Annotated in this window: 13 protein-coding genes; 6 read left to right on the top strand and 7 right to left on the bottom strand. The window is 70.1% G+C overall.

The genetic code is table 11. The features are described 5' to 3' along the window. Nucleotides 1–113 precede the first annotated feature (113 nt). Nucleotides 114–3,263 (bottom strand): isoleucine--tRNA ligase, encoded by a 3,150-nt coding sequence (gene ileS / locus ACFVV1_RS18075; protein WP_389990168.1) that lies wholly within the window; start codon nucleotides 3,261–3,263, stop codon nucleotides 114–116. A gap of 541 nt (nucleotides 3,264–3,804) precedes the next feature. Between ileS and ACFVV1_RS18070 the strand changes: the two genes are divergently transcribed. The 5 genes from ACFVV1_RS18070 to ACFVV1_RS18050 all read left to right on the top strand — a co-directional run bounded on the left by ACFVV1_RS18070 (nucleotide 3,805) and on the right by ACFVV1_RS18050 (nucleotide 9,285). Next, nucleotides 3,805–4,638 carry a TraR/DksA family transcriptional regulator gene (locus tag ACFVV1_RS18070; RefSeq protein WP_389990167.1) on the top strand — a complete coding sequence of 278 codons (834 nt, stop codon included), beginning with the start codon at nucleotides 3,805–3,807 and terminating at the stop codon, nucleotides 4,636–4,638. Between the two features lie 58 nt (nucleotides 4,639–4,696). Continuing rightward, nucleotides 4,697–5,287: a signal peptidase II gene (lspA, locus tag ACFVV1_RS18065; RefSeq protein WP_389990166.1), complete on the top strand. Its 591-nt coding sequence runs from the start codon at nucleotides 4,697–4,699 to the stop codon at nucleotides 5,285–5,287. 23 nt (nucleotides 5,288–5,310) lie between these two features. Next, nucleotides 5,311–6,252, top strand: coding sequence for an RluA family pseudouridine synthase (locus ACFVV1_RS18060; protein WP_389990165.1), 942 nt, complete (start codon nucleotides 5,311–5,313; stop codon nucleotides 6,250–6,252). Next, nucleotides 6,249–6,722 (top strand): GNAT family N-acetyltransferase, encoded by a 474-nt coding sequence (locus tag ACFVV1_RS18055; protein ID WP_389990164.1) that lies wholly within the window; start codon nucleotides 6,249–6,251, stop codon nucleotides 6,720–6,722. The genes ACFVV1_RS18060 and ACFVV1_RS18055 overlap by 4 nt, the downstream gene beginning before the upstream one ends. Nucleotides 6,723–7,698: 976 nt before the next feature. Then, nucleotides 7,699–9,285: a Na+/H+ antiporter gene (locus ACFVV1_RS18050; RefSeq protein ID WP_389990163.1), complete on the top strand. Its 1,587-nt coding sequence runs from the start codon at nucleotides 7,699–7,701 to the stop codon at nucleotides 9,283–9,285. Between the two features lie 34 nt (nucleotides 9,286–9,319). On the opposite strand, the gene ACFVV1_RS18045 is transcribed toward ACFVV1_RS18050, so the two are convergent. After that, the gene (locus tag ACFVV1_RS18045; protein WP_389990186.1) at nucleotides 9,320–10,459 is read right to left on the bottom strand and encodes a mechanosensitive ion channel family protein; all 1,140 of its coding nucleotides are present in this window, start codon (nucleotides 10,457–10,459) and stop codon (nucleotides 9,320–9,322) included. 37 nt (nucleotides 10,460–10,496) lie between these two features. Between ACFVV1_RS18045 and ACFVV1_RS18040 the strand changes: the two genes are divergently transcribed. Beyond that, nucleotides 10,497–11,075, top strand: a complete 579-nt coding sequence (locus tag ACFVV1_RS18040; protein WP_383750801.1) for a dienelactone hydrolase family protein — start codon at nucleotides 10,497–10,499, stop codon at nucleotides 11,073–11,075. 57 nt (nucleotides 11,076–11,132) lie between these two features. Here ACFVV1_RS18040 and ACFVV1_RS18035 read toward each other — a convergent pair whose 3' ends face one another. The 5 genes from ACFVV1_RS18035 to ACFVV1_RS18015 all read right to left on the bottom strand — a co-directional run bounded on the left by ACFVV1_RS18035 (nucleotide 11,133) and on the right by ACFVV1_RS18015 (nucleotide 17,207). Continuing rightward, nucleotides 11,133–12,164: a zinc metalloprotease gene (locus tag ACFVV1_RS18035; protein ID WP_389990162.1), complete on the bottom strand. Its 1,032-nt coding sequence runs from the start codon at nucleotides 12,162–12,164 to the stop codon at nucleotides 11,133–11,135. Between the two features lie 285 nt (nucleotides 12,165–12,449). After that, nucleotides 12,450–14,111 (bottom strand): alkaline phosphatase D family protein, encoded by a 1,662-nt coding sequence (locus tag ACFVV1_RS18030; protein WP_389990161.1) that lies wholly within the window; start codon nucleotides 14,109–14,111, stop codon nucleotides 12,450–12,452. A 115-nt stretch (nucleotides 14,112–14,226) separates the two neighbouring features. After that, nucleotides 14,227–15,042, bottom strand: coding sequence for a DsbA family protein (locus tag ACFVV1_RS18025; protein WP_389990160.1), 816 nt, complete (start codon nucleotides 15,040–15,042; stop codon nucleotides 14,227–14,229). A gap of 48 nt (nucleotides 15,043–15,090) precedes the next feature. Then, complete coding sequence (locus ACFVV1_RS18020; RefSeq protein WP_389990159.1) at nucleotides 15,091–15,813, bottom strand: hypothetical protein; 723 nt, start codon at nucleotides 15,811–15,813, stop codon at nucleotides 15,091–15,093. Nucleotides 15,814–15,878: 65 nt separating this feature from the next. After that, the gene (locus ACFVV1_RS18015) at nucleotides 15,879–17,207 is read right to left on the bottom strand and encodes a DUF2252 domain-containing protein (protein WP_389990158.1); all 1,329 of its coding nucleotides are present in this window, start codon (nucleotides 17,205–17,207) and stop codon (nucleotides 15,879–15,881) included. Nucleotides 17,208–17,265: the final 58 nt, after the last annotated feature.

Genomic DNA, 17,265 nt, shown 5'->3' with positions numbered 1-17,265 from the left:
TCGTGGGCTCGTATATGTGTATAAGAGACCGCTCCTCAATCGCCGGAGGGGCTCGGATGTGCCGGAGGCCCGCCCGGAACGTGGGTTCCGGGCGGGCCTCCGACGGGCTTGGGCTACCGCTCCGTCTTGCGGAGGCGGAACGTCAGGGACAGGCCCTCGTCCTCGAACGGGGCGCCGTACGCCGTGTCCGCCTCGCCCTGCGCGTAGTCCAGGGCCAGGACCTCGTCCGCGATCAGGGTCGCGTGCTCGGTCAGGGCCTCCACCGTGGCGGGGGAGGCCGACGTCCAGCGGACGGCGATGCGGTCCGCGACGTCCAGGCCGCTGTTCTTGCGGGCCTCCTGGATGAGGCGGATCGCGTCACGGGCGAGGCCCGCGCGGCGCAGCTCCGGGGTGATCTCCAGGTCCAGGGCGACCGTCGCGCCCGAGTCGGACGCCACCGACCAGCCCTCGCGCGGCGTCTCGGTGATGATCACCTCGTCGGGGGAGAGGGCGACCGTCTCGCCGTCCACCTCGACCGACGCCGTGCCCTCGCGCAGGGCCAGCGACAGGGCCGCCGCGTCCGCGTTCGCGACCGCCTTGGCCACCGCCTGGACGCCCTTGCCGAACCGCTTGCCGAGCGCACGGAAGTTCGCCTTCGCGGTCGTGTCGACCAGCGAGCCGCCGACTTCGGAGAGCGAGGCCAGCGAGGAGACGTTCAGCTCCTCCGTGATCTGGGCGTGCAGCTCGGGGGAGAGGGACTCGAAGCCCGCCGCCGCGACCAGGGCCCGCGACAGCGGTTGACGGGTCTTGACGCCCGACTCGGCACGGGTGGCCCGGCCCAGCTCGACCAGGCGGCGCACCAGCGCCATCTGGGTGGAGAGTGCCGGGTCGATCGCCGCGAGGTCCGCCTTGGGCCAGGCGGAGAGGTGGACCGACTCGGGGGCGTCCGGAGCGACCGGAACGACCAGGTCCTGCCAGACCCGCTCGGTGATGAACGGGGTGAGCGGGGCCATCAGCCGGGTCACCGTCTCGACGACCTCGTGCAGCGTGCGCAGCGCCGCCTTGTCGCCCTGCCAGAAGCGGCGGCGCGAGCGGCGTACGTACCAGTTGGACAGGTCGTCGACGAACGACGACAGCAGCTTGCCGGCGCGCTGGGTGTCGTACCCCTCCAGCGCCTGCGTGACCTGGTCCACCAGGGCGTTCAGCTCGCTCAGCAGCCAGCGGTCCAGGACCGTGCGGTCCGCCGGGGCCGGATCGGCCGCGGACGGCGCCCAGGAGGACGTGCGGGCGTACAGGGCCTGGAAGGCGACCGTGTTCCAGTACGTCAGGAGGGTCTTGCGGACGACCTCCTGGATCGTGGTGTGGCCGACGCGGCGCGCCGCCCACGGGGAGCCGCCCGCCGCCATGAACCAGCGCACCGCGTCCGCGCCGTGCTGATCCATGAGGGGGATCGGCTGCAGGATGTTCCCGAGGTGCTTGGACATCTTGCGGCCGTCCTCGGCGAGGATGTGGCCCAGGCAGACCACGTTCTCGTACGACGACTTGTCGAAGACCAGCGTGCCGACCGCCATCAGCGTGTAGAACCAGCCGCGGGTCTGGTCGATGGCCTCCGAGATGAACTGCGCCGGGTAGCGGCTCTCGAAGATCTCCTTGTTCTTGTACGGGTAGCCCCACTGCGCGAACGGCATCGAGCCCGAGTCGTACCAGGCGTCGATGACCTCGGGGACGCGGTACGCCTCCAGCTGGCAGTTCTCGTGCGAGCACGTGAACGTGATCTCGTCGATGAACGGGCGGTGCGGGTCGAGACCGGAGAGATCGGTGCCCGTGAGCTCGCTCAGCTCGGCGCGCGAGCCTACGCAGGTGAGGTGGCTGTCCTCGCAGCGCCAGATCGGCAGCGGGGTGCCCCAGTAGCGGTTGCGGGACAGCGCCCAGTCGACGTTGTTGTTCAGCCAGTCACCGAAGCGACCGTGCTTGACCGAGTCCGGGAACCAGTTCGTCTTCTCGTTCTCTTCGAGGAGCCGGCCCTTGATGGCGGTCGTACGGATGTACCAGGACGGCTGCGCGTAGTAGAGCAGCGCGGTGTGGCAGCGCCAGCAGTGCGGGTAGCTGTGCTCGTACGGGACGTGCCGGAAGAGCTTGCCGCGGGCGGCCAGGTCCTCGGTGAGCGCCTCATCGGCCTTCTTGAAGAAGACGCCGCCGACCAGCGGCAGCTCCTCCTCGAAGGTGCCGTCGGGGCGGACCGGGTTCACGACCGGGAGGCCGTACGCCTTGCAGACGACGAGGTCGTCGGCGCCGAAGGCGGGGGACTGGTGGACCAGACCCGTACCGTCCTCGGTCGTCACGTACTCGGCGTTGACCACGTAATGCGCCTCGGCCGGGAAGTCCACCAGGGTGAACGGCCGCTCGTACGTCCAGCGCTCCATCTCGCGGCCGGTGAAGGTCCGACCGGTGGGCTCCCAGCCCTCGCCCAGCGCCTTCTCGACGAGCGGCTGCGCGACGACGAGCTTCTCCTCGCCGTTCGTCGCGACGACATAGGTGACGTCGGGGTGCGCGGCGACGGCGGTGTTGGAGACCAGGGTCCAGGGCGTGGTCGTCCAGACGAGGAGCGAGGCGTCGCCGGCCAACGGGCCGGAGGTGAGGGGGAAGCGTACGAAGACCGACGGGTCGACGACTGTCTCGTACCCCTGCGCCAGCTCGTGGTCGGAGAGGCCGGTGCCGCAGCGGGGGCACCAGGGGGCGACGCGGTGGTCCTGGACCAGCAGGCCCCTGTTGAAGATCTCCTTCAGCGACCACCACACCGACTCGACGTACTCGGGGTCCATCGTGCGGTACGCGTCGTCGAGGTCGACCCAGTAGCCCATCCGGGTCGTGAGTTCGGTGAACGCGTCCGTGTGGCGGGTCACGGACTCGCGGCACTTGGCGTTGAACTCGGCGATGCCGTACGCCTCGATGTCCTTCTTGCCGTTGAAGCCCAGCTCCTTCTCGACCGCGAGCTCGACCGGCAGTCCGTGGCAGTCCCAGCCGGCCTTGCGGCCGACGTGGTAGCCCTGCATGGTGCGGAAGCGGGGAAAGACGTCCTTGAAGACGCGGGCCTCGATGTGGTGGGCGCCGGGCATGCCGTTGGCGGTGGGCGGGCCCTCGTAGAAGACCCACTCGGGACGGCCCTCGGACTGTTCGAGGCTCTTGGCGAAGACCTTGCTCTCGCGCCAGAAATCGAGCACGGCGTGCTCCAGCGCGGGCAGGTCGACCTGGGCGGGTACCTGGCGGTACTGCGGCGATGTCATGGGCGGACTTCCTCCGGCGGACGTTTTCCACTTCCGTCGGAGGGACGAGAGCCTCATCGACTCCCGCGGTACCACCCTCCTTGGCCCCGGGCGTGCGCCCGTGGCCCCCTCATTGGGGTCGCGATGCCGGTTCTACTTGCCTTGCGGCGTTCTTCCGACGGCTCCGGGTGATCTTCACGACGCGCTCGCCCCCGGGCTCCCACCGTCCCCGGGTCGCTCCTGGCTGCGTACGACGCTACTCGTCCCATCCACGCCTCTCGCTCAAGCCAGTGTACGGGCCCGTACGGGCGACGGCCGACCGGTTTAATCCGTGGGGCGGGGCGTGACCCGATTGGGCAGACGTGTACGTACGGACTCCGGGCGGGCGGCCGGGAGGCGGATTACCCGGCGGGGAGCTGGGCACAACGGATTCAGGCGCGTCGGTATCCGGACACGGGGAGGGGCGATCCGGCGGCGTGCCCCGTTGCCGCGGCGCTGGGGTCGATTTATCGTCCCAGCACGATTCGCGTGCAAGATCACAATATGTGAAGGGGCCGCGGCCATGGTGGTGAAGAAGACCGCCGAGAAGAAGTCGGCGTCAGCGGGATCCACGGGTGCGGCGGCCGGGAAGAAGGCGGCCGTGAAGGAAACGGCCGTGATGAAGGCTGCGAAGAAGGCTGCTGTGAAGAAAGTGGCTGAGAAGAAGGTGCCGGCCAGGAAAGCCCCGGCAGGCAAGGACGCGGGGAAGAAGACCGCGGCCGAGAAGAATGCGGTGCCTGCCGCACACGCGGGCGCCGGGCATGCGGCGCCGGCCAAGAAGACAGCTGCGAAGAAGACCGCGGCCCAGAAGGCCGCCGCAGCGGTCATGGTGGCGGCCGAGGCCGCCGAGCAGACGGGAGCCCACACGGTGGTAGCCAAGAAGAGCGCGGCCCGGACCCGCACGGCCGGCAAGGGCGCGGCGCCCGTGCCCCCGGCCCGTGGAGTCGTCACGACAGCCCCCGGCGAGCTGGCGGTCCGGCCGGGCGAGGATCCCTGGACGCCGCAGGAGGTCGAGGAGGCGCGGGCCCTGCTGAGCAGCGAGATCATGCGGCTGCGCAGCGAGCTGGAGGCCGCGAGCGCCGCACTCGCCGGGCTGATGCGCGACTCCGGCGACGGAGCGGGTGACGACGAGGCGGACACCGGCACCAAGAACATCACCCGCGAGCACGAGATGTCGCTCGCCGCCAATGCCCAGGAGATGCTCGACCAGACCGAGCGGGCGCTGGCCCGCCTCGACGCCGGGACGTACGGACTGTGCGAGGTCTGCGGCAATCCGATCGGCAAAGCACGGATGCAGGCGTTCCCCCGCGCGACGCTCTGTGTCGAGGACAAGCAGAAGCAGGAGCGCCGCGGTTGATCCGGGGCCGTGTGTCGTACCCTCGTCCTCAGTCAGGAACCTAGGTTGAGGGACTCACGTGGCAGAGGCGGAGCGCATCATCGGTACGCCGGACATCCCCGATGCTGAGGGGACCGAAGGAGACGAGGCCGAGGACCGGGGCGAGGAGACGGCCCCGAGCAGGGGCAAGCGGAAGATCATGGTGCTCTTCGGCGTGGCCGTCTTCGCCTATCTGCTCGACCTGATCAGCAAGATGATCGTGGTCGCGAAGCTGGAGCACCACCCGCCGGTCGAGATCATCGGCGACTGGCTGAGGCTCGACGCGATCCGCAACGCGGGCGCCGCGTTCGGCATCGGCGAGGCCTACACGATCATCTTCACCTTCGTCGCGGCGACGGTCATCGTGGTGATCACACGTCTCGCCCGCAAGCTCTACAGCCTGCCGTGGGCCATCGCGCTCGGCCTGCTGCTCGGCGGTGCGCTCGGCAACCTCACCGACCGTGTCTTCCGCGCTCCCGGCACCTTCCAGGGCGCGGTGGTGGACTTCATCGCGCCCGCGCACTTCGCCGTCTTCAACCTTGCCGACTCCGCGATCGTCTGCGGCGGCATCCTGATCGTGATCCTTTCCTTCAAGGGCCTGGACCCCGACGGCACCGTGCACAAGGACTAGCGGGCGCAAGGCATACTCGACAGGTGAGTACGTATCCCGAGGTCCGCACCCTGCCCGTACCCGACGGTCTGGAGGGCGAGCGTGTCGACGCCGCCATTTCCCGGATGTTCGGTTTCTCCCGCACCAAGGCCGCCGACCTGGCCGCTGCCGGGAAGGTACAGGTGGACGGTGCGGTGGTCGGGAAGTCCGAGCGGGTACGGGGCGGCGCCTGGCTGGAAGTCGAGATGCCACAGGCGGCCGCTCCGGTGCAGATCGTCGCCGAGCCCGTCGAGGGCATGGAGATCGTGCACGACGACGACGACATCGTCGTGATCGTGAAGCCGGTCGGGGTCGCCGCCCACCCGAGTCCCGGCTGGACCGGCACGACCGTCATCGGCGGTCTCGCCGCGGCCGGGTACCGGATTTCGACGTCCGGCGCCGCCGAGCGCCAGGGCATCGTCCACCGCCTCGACGTCGGCACCTCCGGCCTGATGGTCGTCGCCAAGTCCGAGCGGGCCTACACCCTGCTGAAGGCGCAGTTCCGCGACCGGGTCGTCGAGAAGAAGTACCACGCGCTGGTGCAGGGCCACCCGGACCCGATGAGCGGCACCATCGACGCCCCCATCGGACGCCACCCCATCCACGACTACAAGTGGGCCGTCACGGCCGAGGGCAAGCCCTCCGTGACGCACTACGACCTCATCGAGGCCTACCGCTCAGCCAGCCTCCTGGACATCAAGCTGGAGACGGGGCGCACGCACCAGATCCGGGTGCACATGTCCGCGCACCGTCACCCCTGTGTCGGTGACCTCACCTACGGCGCCGACCCGACGATCGCCAAGCGCCTCGGCCTGACGCGGCAGTGGCTGCACGCCGTCCGGCTCGGCTTCGAGCACCCGTCCGACGGCAGCTGGGTGGAGTTCGCCAGCGTGTACCCGGACGATCTCCAGCACGCCCTGGACACGATCGCGGCGGAGAGCGAATGACCGGCACGCCCGCTCCGTACACCACCCGTACCGTCGTCGACGAACAGGACCGCGCCGCCTGTTTCCAGGTCCGCAAGGACGTCTTCGTCGGTGAGCAGAACGTGCCCGAGGAGATCGAGTACGACGCCCACGACGCGGACGCGGTGCATGTGATCGCCGTCGCGGCGGACGGCTCGGCGCTCGGCACCGGGCGGCTGCTGCACGGTCCGGCCGCCGCCAGGACCGGCGGCGATCCCACCGTCGGCTCGCTCGGCCGGCTGGCGGTGATCAAGCGGGCGCGCGGTCTCGGCGTCGGCGTGGCGCTGGTCCGGGCCATCGAGGACGCGGCCCGGGACCTCGGCCTGGCGGCCGTCGACCTGCACGCCCAGACCCATGCGCTCGGCTTCTACGAGCGGCTCGGGTACGCGGCGTACGGCCCCGAGTTCCCGGACGCGGGGATTTCGCACCGGGCGATGCGGCGCGCCCTGTAGTCGACGGCCCGTACCCGTATAGTCGGGCGGACCGGTTCGGTCCGGCAGGCCCCAGCGCGTCCACGTCCCGTTCGACGGCACGTCGTGCGGGCCCGTCCCGGGGTGGCGCGTGCCGTGCGGGGTGACCACCGCCGTGCCACCGCGCGGCGGAGCGACCGTGATCCGGCCGGGTCCGGTCTCCCGCCGGCGCGGCGGGCGCCCGTGCGCGTCCTGTACGTCGATCCGGCCCGCGATGGAGTGGTCCAGGGGCAGCGGGGCGCCCGCCTCGCTGTGCACCCGTACCCAGCGCGTGGCACCGCCGGAGCGGTCCGCGTCACGAGGAAGGCGCCCTGGACGCGCAGCGACGCGATCGACGCGTCCGCCCAGCGGTCCGAGACGGACGGGAAAGTACCCGATGGGGAGGCGGGAGAAGCCGATGCAGCCGCGCCACTGGCCGCGCTGGCCCTGCGCCTGACTGTGACTGAGCATCAGTTTCAGGGTGTTCGCGGTCGTTCCCGCGTACAGCTGGGCACCGAGGTGGCCGTTGGCGAGGAAGGGGGCCTGCTGCCGGCCGGTGGGGAGCGTGCGCCAGGTCATGGCGGCGTCGCGGACGGTCCTCTCGTACAGGTCGGCGCCCGGCCGGCCGGGCGTTACGGGGGAGGAGGCGGCCGATGCGGTACGGGAGCCGGCGAGTTGGAGCGCGGATGTTCCGGCAGCGGCGGCGCCGACGAAATGCCTTCGGGAGAACGCGGTCACGTGGTTTCTCCTGCCAGTCATGTATGGGGCGTGGGTTCCTGTCCCTGAATGACGCACGCCGCGTTACTGCCCGCCCCGGGAAGGCCGCGGAAGGGGGCTGACCGTCAAACATCGGAGGAATGGCCGGTCAGGGGGCGGTACAGAGGGGTGTGTTGTCTGGATTGCGGGCCTTGCGTGGCAGGCTTGAAGTCCAGATCGGCCGGCCAAAGAGGTCGGCTCACCGTGTTCCGGAAGGCACCTCGTGGACCAAATGGCGCTGCTCCTCCTGCTGTTGCTCGGAGCTGTGGTCACGGTGCCACTGGGGGAGCGTCTCGGACTGCCCGCGCCGGTGCTGATGACGCTCGCCGGAGTCGGCATGGCGTTCCTCAGCTTCGTGCCGAATGTGGACATCCCGCCCGAGATCATTCTTCCCGCGCTGCTGCCGCCGCTGCTCTACGCCTCCGTGCAGCGCACCTCCTGGCGGCAGTTCGCCGCCAATAAACGACCGATCTTTCTACTGGCCGTCGCGCTGGTCTTCATCACGACGGCCGCCGTCGCCGCGGTGGCCAACGCGATCGTTCCCGGGCTGCCCATCGCCGCCGCCGTGGCGCTCGGCGCGCTCGTCGCCCCGCCCGACCCGGTCGCGGCGACGGCCGTCGCGGGCTCGGTCGGGCTGCCGCGCAGGCTCGTCTCCATCCTGGAGGGCGAGGGGCTGTTCAACGACGTGACCGCGATCGTGCTGTACCACGTGGCGATCGCCGCCGCGGTGAGCGGCACGTTCTCGCTGCCGAAGGCGTTCGGGCTGCTGATCCTCTCCGCCGTCGTCGCCGTGGTGGTGGGTCTCGTGCTCGGCTGGATCACCATCAAACTCATGGGCCTGCTCGGCGATGCCACCCTCCAGGTCGGCCTCACCCTGCTGGTGCCGTTCGTGAGTTACGTGCTCGCGGAGGAGCTGATGGGGTCGGGTGTTCTCGCCGTCCTGACCACCGCGCTCTTCCTCGCCGAGCACACCGCCGACGCCGACGACGTCCTCGGCCGCCTCACGGGCCGTTCCTTCTGGGAGATCGTCGACACCCTCGTCACCGGGGTGGCCTTCGGGCTGATCGGCCTCGAACTGCACAACGTCTTCGGCACGGCCGGCGGCCGCGAACTCCGGATGTTCGGCTGGGGGCTGGCCGTCGTGGCGGTCGTCGTCGGCGTGCGCCTGCTGTATCTGCTGCCCGCGACCTGGCTCGCCAAGCGGCTGCACACCCGGCGCGACGTCAGCGAGGAGATCCCCACCAGCTGGCGGGAGACCGTCGTCATGTGGTGGTCCGGGATGCGCGGAGTGGCCTCGGTCGCGCTGGCGCTCGCGATTCCGCTGAAGACGGATGACGGGAAGCCGTTCCCGGGGCGCGACGAGATCATCTTCATCGCCTTCGCCGTGATCATGGCCACGCTCGTCGTCCAGGGGCTCACCCTGCCGTGGCTGGTCCGCAAGCTCCGGGTCAAGGCGGACACCGACGCCGAGGAGGCCCTGGAGAAGGACCTCGCGATCCGAGCCGCGAAGGCCGCGAAGCAGCGGCTCAAGGAGATCGAGGCGGTCGAGGAGTTCCCGGACGAGGTATCGGAGCGGCTGCAGCGGCTCGCGTACGACGTGGGGGCGCGGATCAGCCCCGACATGGTCGACGACGAGCGCCGCGAGGCGTACGCGAAACGCGCCGAGCGCTTCAAGGCGGTCAGCCGCGTCCAGCGCGAGATGATGTCGGCCGCCCGTCACGCGGTGCTCTCGGCCCGCAACGAGGCGGGTACGGACCCGGAGGTCGTCGACCGGGTGCTGCGACAGCTGGACGTACGCAGCCTGCGGTGAGGCGGGGCCCCGCCGGGCGGCGCCCCGCGCCCGGTCAGCCGCGCCCGGTGCGGGGGGACCTGTCCCAGCCCGCCGGACCCCCGTCCGCCGGTTTCCCGTCCGCCGGGCCGGGTGGGTCCGGCCACTCGTCGCCCGGCGGAAGCGCCGCGGGAGCCGTCGCGATCCGCGGCAGCGCGTACGGGTGGTGATCGCGCAGCCAGCCGATGAGCTGCTCCCGTACGGCACAGCGCACCGTCCAGATGTCGTCCGCGTCCTTCGCCGTGACCACCGCGCGGACCTGGATCGTCGACGGAGTGGTGTCCGTGACCGCCAGGGACCAGTCGCGTCCGTCCCAGGCGGCACACTCGCCCAGGATGTCCCGCAGCTGCTTGCGCATCGCGGCGACCGGGGCCGAGTGGTCGAGGTGGAAGAAGACCGAGCCGGTCATCTGCGCGCCGCCGCGCGACCAGTTCTCGAACGGTTTGCTGGTGAAGTACGAGACGGGCATCGTGATCCGCCGCTCGTCCCAGGTCCGTACCGCGAGGAAGGTCAGGGTGATCTCCTCGATCGTGCCCCACTCGCCGTCCACCACCACCGTGTCGCCGATCCGCACCATGTCGCCGAACGCGATCTGCAGCCCCGCGAAGAGATTGCCGAGCGTCGACTGGGCCGCGATGCCCGCGACGATGCCCAGCACACCGGCCGAGGCCAGCATCGAGGCGCCGAACGTCCGCATCGCGGGGAACGTCAGCAGCATCGCGCCGACGGCGACCGTCGCCACGATCGCGGTGACCACCCGCTGGATCAGCGTCACCTGCGTACGGACCCGCCGCACCCGCGCCGGATCGCGGGTGTTCGCCGCGTACCGGGCGTAGACGGAGTCGACGACGGCCGTCGCGATCCGTACCACCAGCCAGGCCGACGTCCCGATCAGCACCAGCGTCAGGAACTGGCCGACCCCCGCCCGGTGGTCCTTGACCACATCGAGCCGGGTCCGGGTGTACGTGCCCCGCAGCAGCGCCGTGCACAGAGTCAGCTGGAGCGGGATCCGGCAGCGCCGCAGCAGACCCCACAACGGTGTCTCGTGGTGCCGGCCGTCGGTCCGTCTGAGCAGCAGATCGACCAGCCAGCCGACCAGCAGCGTGATCACGACCGAGCCGCCGACGACGACCAGCGGACGCAGCACGCTCTCCATCCCGTCGTTTGCCATGCTTCCGACCGTAACTGGCACCATGGGCCTCATGAACATCATGCTTTTCCACTCGACGTACGGTCTGCGGCCGGCGGTGCACGCGGCCGCCGCCCGGCTGCGCGCCGCCGGGCACGAGGTGCAGGTGCCCGATCTCTTCGAGGGGCACACCTTCGAAACCGTCGAGGAGGGCCTGGCCTTCAAGGAGGAGGTGGGCAAGGACGAACTGCTCAGGCGGGCCGTGCTGGCCGCCGCGCCCTATTCGGACCGGGGTCTGGTGTACGCCGGATTCTCCTTCGGCGCCTCCACCGCGCAGACCCTGGCGCTCGGCGACGAGAAGGCGCGCGGCCTGCTGATGTTCCACGGCACCTCGGACATCGCCGAGAACGCCTCGGTGGACGAGCTGCCCGTACAGCTGCACGTCGCGGACCCGGACCCGTTCGAGACGCACGACTGGCTGAACTCCTGGTATCTGCAGATGCAGCGGACCGGCGCCGATGTCGAGATCTACCGCTACCCCGGCGCGGGCCATCTGTTCACCGATCCCGAACTGCCGGACCACGACGCGGCATCGGCCGCGCTGGCCTGGAAGGTCGCGCTCGGCTTCCTTGCCACGCTGTGACCGCGACCGCGCGAAGGGCCCCGCGTGTGCGGGGCCCTTCGGACGGTACGGGGCGGATCAGCCGCGGTAGGCGGTCCAGCTGTCACTCATCCGCTGCACCTGGCCCGGGGTGAACTGGGTCATGCAGGAGTCGTACGTGTAGTCCATGAAGTTATGGATCGGGTCGACCCCCGTCTTGTTGGTGCAGGTGTCGCGCCCGGTCGGGCAGGCGTACGCGGGGCTCGCCTCGGCCGGAGTGTCGGCCACGTAGTCGCCGTTGCCGTTACAGCCGCCCTGGAAGGTGTGGTAGAGCCCCATCCAGTGGCCGACTTCGTGGGTCGCGGTGTCACCCTCGTTGTAGTTGGTGGCGGAGCCGCCGGGCAGCGAGGCGTCGAGCATGACGACGCCGTCGTCGGAGGGGTTGGACTTGTAGGAGCTGGGGAAGGTGGCCCAGCCCAGCAGGCCGCCGCCGAGGTTGGCGGTGTAGATGTTGAGCGCGTTCGCGCCGCCCTTGCGCAGCGTCGACTTCATGGCCTTCTCGGCGGCGGAGCCCGGCGAGACGCCGTTGTACCAGGAGCTGTTGTCCGTGTAGTCCGTGCCGGCCAGCGAGAACTGGAAGCCGGAGTTGGTGTTGCCGCTGCCCTGGCCGCCGTAGGCGGCGTTCAGGACGCTCATCTGGCTGCTGACGGCGGACGCGCTGAGCTTGCCGGTCGTTCCGGAGTGCACCACGTGGAAGTAGACCGGGATGGTCGCTCCGGCGGCGAGCGTGGAGCCGCTGAGCCGGCGCTCCGCGAGTCTCTCCTTGAGCTGGGCGTCCATGGCCTTGGCCTGGGCCGCGGTGAGCTCGTTGGGGTCCGCGGCGTGCTTGGGGCCCGAGGGGCGGGCCTCGCGCGCGGTGGCGGAAGTGCTTGCCTCGCTCGCGCACTTCTCGGCGGATGCGGCTGATACGGCGGATGCGGCTGATACGGCGGATGCCGAGGAGGTGGACGCCTTCGCGGCGGCGGAGCCGGAGGACACGGAGAGCGGTGCCAGGGCCAGGGTTCCGGCCAGAACGGCGGTGCCGATCGCACGGTTACGTATACGCGGCGATATACGGGCAAGAGCGCGCACAGAGACTCCTCGCGGACGTGTGGGGGAGGAATTTCCTCACCCGCCGCCGGGAGATTACGTGCGCATGTCAGATGTTGAGGAGAATCGATCAGGCCCAATCGATCGTGCGGCAAACCGGGGAAACGAGGAGAAATATTTCTGTGCGTTCCAGAGTTTGAGACGCCTGCGTAACGTGTCGCGTTACCCCCGCGGGTGGTGTGTCCCCATTGGAGCAGGGGGACACGCCACCCGCCGTAGCGATGTAATGTGCCGTCAACATGGGCCGGAGTGGCCGAAAACAGCCCCTCAGCGCACGGGGCGGTCCACCCGCTCGACCTTCTGCGTCCCGCTGAGCGTCCGGTACGAGCGCGTCCACGCGGAGGTCGCATCCCGCTTCGCCTTGTCGGAGACCGCGTAGTAGTCCATCTGTGAGCGCTCCGCGGTCACATCGAGGACTCCGTAGCCGTGCGAGTCCATGTCGACCCACTTCACATGGCGGTTGGCGGCCTTCACCGCCGCGCTCGCGACCAGCGAGACGGTCTGCGGTGCGACATGCAGGAGGTCGTCGAGATTGTCGGAGGTCACCGACGTCACCACGAACTCGGTGGCGGCCGACGCCGAGAGCGGATACGTCGCCGCCTTCACCGGTACGTCATTGGCCCACGCCATGTGGATGTCGCCGGTCAGGAAGACCGTGTTGGTGATCGACCGGTCCCGCAGATGGGCGATCAGTTCCTTGCGGTCGTCCGTGTAGCCGTCCCACTGGTCGACATTGACGGCCAGACCCTCCGTGGGCAGCCCCAGCAACCCGGCCAGCGGCCCCAGCAGATGCGCGGGTACGGAACCGAACGCGACCGGCGAGATCATCACCGACGTACCGACCAGCTTCCAGGTGGCGTCCGAGCCGGCCAGGCCCGACTTCAGCCAGTCCAGCTGCGCCCGGCCGGTGATCGTGCGGTCCGGGTCGTCGACGGCGCCGTTGCCGATCGTCGACTGCTGGGAACGGAAGGTGCGCAGATCGAGGAGGTGGAGATCGGCCAGGCTGCCGAAGCGCAGCCGCCGGTAGACCGTGCCCTCGGTGGAGGCGCGGACCGGCATCCACTCGAAGTACGCCTGCTTGGCGCCCGCGGCCCGTTCGGCCCAGGAGCCCTCCGTGTCCGGTGTGTGGTTCTCGGCCCCGCCCGACCAGGCGTCGTTGGCGAACTCGTGGTCGTCCCAGATCGCGATCACCGGGTGGGTGGCGTGCAGGGTCTGGAGGTCGGTGTCCGTCTTGTAGTTGCCGTGCCGGGTGCGGTAGTCGGCGAGGGTGAGGATCTCGTGCCTCGGCTCGTGGGGCCGCACGACGTACTTCGCCGCCGGGTAACTGCCCGACGCGTACTCGTAGATGTAGTCGCCGAGATGCAGCACCGCGTCGAGATCGGCGCGGGCGGCGAGGTGCCGGTACGGGGAGAAGAACCCGGCCTCCCAGTTGGCGCACGAGACGACCCCGAAGCGCACGCCGGGCGTGGCCGCTCCGGCCGCCGGCGCGGTACGGGTGCGGCCCGTCGGCGAGAAGACCCCCGTACCGTCGCCCGCCGAGAAGCGGAACCAGTACACGGTGGCCGGGCTCAGCCCCCGCACATCGGCCTTCACGGTGTGGTCGGAGGCCGCCCGTGCGACGGTGGTGCCGCGCGCGACGACCCGGGCGAACTCCTTGTCCTCGGCGACCTCCCAGCGCACCGCCGTATCGGCGCCACGGCCGGAACCGGGCACGGCGTCGGGGGCCGGAGTGACGCGGGTCCACAGGAGTATGCCGTCGGGGAGCGGGTCGCCGGAGGCGACGCCGTGCAGGAAGGCGGGCCCGTCCGCGGCGCGCGCGGTGGTGGCGGCGCCCAGCACGGGGGCCGCGACGGCGGTGGCGGCAGCGGCCTTGACGACCGTGCGGCGGCTGGGGGCGGAAAGCGGCGAGGCAAGGTGTCGACTGGTCATGGGGCAGAACCCTACTGACCGGTATGCCCAACGGGCAGGCGAACCAAGGAAGTTCGCCTGCCCGTCCAAGGCCCGCCGGCGGGCGTTCGCCGCTCGGCCAGGGCAGGGAGGGCCGTCAGCCCTTCAGTGCGGCGGTGATCGCGGTGTTGAATTGGTCCACCGTCATCGGAGCGTTCTCGCTCTGCCCGTCGGTGAGCGCCTTGCCGTCCATCTTCAGCGTCGGAGTGCCCTTCACGCCGCTCTTTTCGAACGCCGCGGACATCTTCATCGCCCAGTTGTCGTACGTACCGTCCTCGACGTCCTTCTGGAACGCCTTGTTGCCCTTCAACGCGTCCACCGAGTCGGCGACCTTGATCAGATACGCGTCGTCCTTGAACTTGTCGTCGGTCTCCTCCGGGTGGTACTTCGCGGAGTAGAGCGCGTACTTGTAGTCGAGGAAGGCCTCCGGGCTGACATTGAGCGCCGCGCCGAGCGCACTCAGCGCGTTCTTCGAGCCCTCGCCGTTGCTGGCGTCGTCGATGAACGTGGCACCGATGTACTTGATCTTGTACTTCCCGGCGTCGACGTCCTTGTGCACCGTCTCGCCGAGGGTCTGCTCGAACGAGGCGCAGACCGGGCACCGCGCGTCCTCGTACAGCTCCAGGGTCTTCTTCGCGGTCGACTTGCCGATGACGACGGTCGTGCCGTTCTCGCCGGAGGTGTTCTTGGGCGCCGTGACGTTCTTCGCGTCCTTGGCCGCTTCCCAGCGGGACGGCTTGTTCAGCTGCATGATGCCCCAGGTGCCGGCGCCCACGATCGCCAGCACACCGACGACCGAGACGCCGACGATGATCTGCCTGCGGGTCTTGTCCCTCCTGGCCTGGCGCTCGCGCTCGGCGCGCAGACGCTCGCGGGCCGCCGCCTTGTTGGCCTGGCTGTTGCGCTTGCTCATGTTCGTCTCTCCAAGATGTGGGTGGTACGTCGTCGGGGATGTGCGTGCTCAGGCGATGGCGCAGGCCGAGCGCGGCGGTCCCCTCCGTCCCACGGAGTGCACGAGCAGACGGGCGTGTACGAGCAGGTGCGGGCCGTGTCCGGCGGGGCGCACCCTGCGGCGTACGGAGCGGCGGGCCGTACCCACCACGGCGACCGCGGTCAGCAGCGGCCGGAACGCCAGGACGGCGACCGCGCCCAGCAGGCCGACGAGCGCGGACTCGCCGCGCCGGAGCCAGGCCGCGGCGAGCAGCCCGACCGTCACATGGGCGGCCAGCAGCAGCCACGGCACCGCGGGGCCGGGGGAGGCCAGCAGCGCGGCCGCCGTGTGCCCGGCGCCGGTCACCGAGGCGAGCGGGGTGCCGACATCGCCGGCCGGTGCCGCACCGGCGCCGATGTCACCGCCGCCGCACAGCACATCGACACCGACCGAGCGCAGCGGCCCCGCTATCGGGCCGCCCGCCGCGCCGTAACAGAGGTGCTGGCCGGTGGTGAACACGGTGTCGGCGGCCAGTTCCAGCGGGACCAGCAGCCCGGCGATCGCCCCGAAGCCGCGCTCCCGGCCGGCCAGCGCGTACGCCACGGCGAAGACCAGGCCGGCCAGCAGGGCGACGACGGTCAGCGGCAGCGAGACCTGGGAGAGCAGCACATGGGACCCGGCCGAGAGCGTCACGACGAGCGCTGTGAAAAGCGCCGCGCGAACGACTCTGAGCTGCGTCCCGGATATGTCCATCGTTGAGGAGTGTCGCATGTGAACCTGTCAGCGCCCCTCCGAAGGGGGCGGCTGCGTGCGGAGCCCTACAGTCCGGGGATCCGGCTGTTGCGGAAAAGGTCCACGAAGATCTGGTGGTCGGCGCGGGCCCGGGCGCCGTAGCTGTGGGCGAAGTCCACCAGCAGGCCGGCGAAGCCCTCCTCGTCCGCCGCGATCGCCGCGTCGATCGCCCGCTCCGTGGAGAACGGCACCAGTGAGTGGCCGCTCTCGTCGTCCGCCGCGGAGTGCATCGTGGCCGTCGCCCGGCCGAGGTCGGCGACGACCGCGGCGATCTCCTCCGGCTCGTCGATGTCGGACCAGTCCAGATCGACCGCGTACGGAGACACCTCGGCGACCAGCTGCCCGGCCCCGTCCAGCTCGGTCCAGCCGAGCCACGGGTCGGCGTGCGCCTGCAGGGCGCGCTGCGAGATGACCGTGCGGTGGCCCTCGTGCTGGAAGTACTCGCGCACGGCCGCGTCGGTGACGTGCCGGGAGACCGCGGGGGTCTGCGCCTGCTTGAGATAGATCACCACATCGTTCTCCAGGGCGTCGCTGTTGCCCTCCAGAAGGATGTTGTACGAGGGCAGCCCGGCCGAACCGATGCCGATGCCGCGACGGCCGACGACATCCTTCACCCGGTAGGAGTCGGGGCGGGTCAGGCTCGACTCCGGCAGCGTCTCCAGATAGCCGTCGAAGGCGGCCAGCACCTTGTAGCGCGTCGCCGCGTCCAGATCGACCGAGCTGCCGCCCGGCGCGAAGCGGCGCTCGAAGTCCCGGATCTCCGTCATCGAGTCCAGCAGCGAGAACCGGGTCAGCGACCGGGCGTCACGCAGCGCGTCCAGCAGCGGGCCCTCGGCCGTGTCGAGCGTGAAGGGCGGCACCTCGTCGTTCTTCGCGCCCGTCGCCAGCGCGTGGATCCGCTCGCGGTAGGCCGCCGCGTAGATCCGGACCAGTTCGGTGATCTGGTCGTCGCCCAGCGCCTTCGCGTACCCGATCAGCGCGACGGAGGCGGCGAACCGCTTGAGGTCCCAGGTGAAGGGGGCTACGAAGGCTTCATCGAAGTCGTTCACATTAAAGACCAGGCGGCCATTGGAATCCATGTACGTGCCGAAGTTCTCGGCGTGCAGATCGCCGTGCACCCACACCCTGCTGGTTCGCTCGTCCAGATAGGGGTCCGCGTTCCTCGTCGAGCTGAGATCGGCGTAATACAGGCAGGCGGTGCCCCTGTAGAACGCGAACGGTGATGCGGCCATCTTGCGGAACTTGACCCGGAAGGCTGTCGGGTCTGCGGCCAGGAGCTCTCCGAAGGCAGTCTCGAAGACCGCGAGGATCTGCTCCTCGCGGTCGGTGTCCGAGACTTCGAAAGTGCTGCGCATTGCCGGCCTGCTTCCTTCGTTGATGACAGGGCCTTCCTGTCTGCCCTCCTGCTGAGAA

Origin of the sequence: Streptomyces sp. NPDC058092 (assembly GCF_042884935.1) — a bacterium.
GTDB lineage: Bacteria > Actinomycetota > Actinomycetes > Streptomycetales > Streptomycetaceae > Streptomyces.
Note: the sequence above shows the minus strand (reverse complement) of the source record. Positions and strands in the feature narration are given on the sequence as shown.

What these genes read in the sequence shown, in the direction of transcription:
- ileS (WP_389990168.1), bottom strand. Translation starts at nt 3,263, where the DNA reads ATGACATCGCCGCAGTACCGCCAGGTACCCGCCCAGGTCGACCTGCCC.
- ACFVV1_RS18070 (WP_389990167.1), top strand. Translation starts at nt 3,805, where the DNA reads ATGGTGGTGAAGAAGACCGCCGAGAAGAAGTCGGCGTCAGCGGGATCC.
- ACFVV1_RS18055 (WP_389990164.1), top strand. Translation starts at nt 6,249, where the DNA reads ATGACCGGCACGCCCGCTCCGTACACCACCCGTACCGTCGTCGACGAA.
- ACFVV1_RS18045 (WP_389990186.1), bottom strand. Translation starts at nt 10,459, where the DNA reads ATGGAGAGCGTGCTGCGTCCGCTGGTCGTCGTCGGCGGCTCGGTCGTG.
- ACFVV1_RS18040 (WP_383750801.1), top strand. Translation starts at nt 10,497, where the DNA reads ATGGGCCTCATGAACATCATGCTTTTCCACTCGACGTACGGTCTGCGG.
- ACFVV1_RS18030 (WP_389990161.1), bottom strand. Translation starts at nt 14,111, where the DNA reads ATGACCAGTCGACACCTTGCCTCGCCGCTTTCCGCCCCCAGCCGCCGC.
- ACFVV1_RS18025 (WP_389990160.1), bottom strand. Translation starts at nt 15,042, where the DNA reads ATGAGCAAGCGCAACAGCCAGGCCAACAAGGCGGCGGCCCGCGAGCGT.
- ACFVV1_RS18020 (WP_389990159.1), bottom strand. Translation starts at nt 15,813, where the DNA reads ATGGACATATCCGGGACGCAGCTCAGAGTCGTTCGCGCGGCGCTTTTC.
- ACFVV1_RS18015 (WP_389990158.1), bottom strand. Translation starts at nt 17,207, where the DNA reads ATGCGCAGCACTTTCGAAGTCTCGGACACCGACCGCGAGGAGCAGATC.